Origin of the sequence: Helicobacter didelphidarum, assembly GCF_003364195.1 — a bacterium.
GTDB lineage: Bacteria > Campylobacterota > Campylobacteria > Campylobacterales > Helicobacteraceae > Helicobacter_A > Helicobacter_A didelphidarum.
This window is the reverse complement of the sequence record NZ_NXLQ01000240.1, coordinates 1-333: the sequence shown is the minus strand read 5'-3', so window position 1 is coordinate 333 and position 333 is coordinate 1. Positions and strand designations below refer to the sequence as shown.

General features: G+C 33.9%; 1 pseudogene. It reads right to left on the bottom strand.

From position 1 onward, the window contains the following. Positions 1-297: pseudogene (locus CQA53_RS13485) on the bottom strand (hypothetical protein); the annotation flags it as partial. Between the last annotated feature and the right edge of the window lie 36 nt (positions 298-333).

Genomic DNA, 333 nt, shown 5'->3' with positions numbered 1-333 from the left:
AATCACTTCATCTCCTACTCTAGGGATAGCAAATAAGCCACTCTGATTACTTGCTATTGGAGAGGCTACTCGTAAGAATGGGGTATAGGAGATATGAGGTAAGTAAGATGGGTTTGAGAGATTATGTGATTTTTTATTCTCATTTAAATTATTATTAGAATCTGCAGTGTATGTATGATGATATAGAGCATCTCTGTTATCACTCTTGCTAGAATGACTTAAATGACTTATAGTATCCTTATCGGATTCTCTCTTCTTTGAAGTATTATGAGATTCTGTGCTCTCTTCTCCTAATATCTTTCTATCTATATATTCTTGAGAGACAAAGGCATT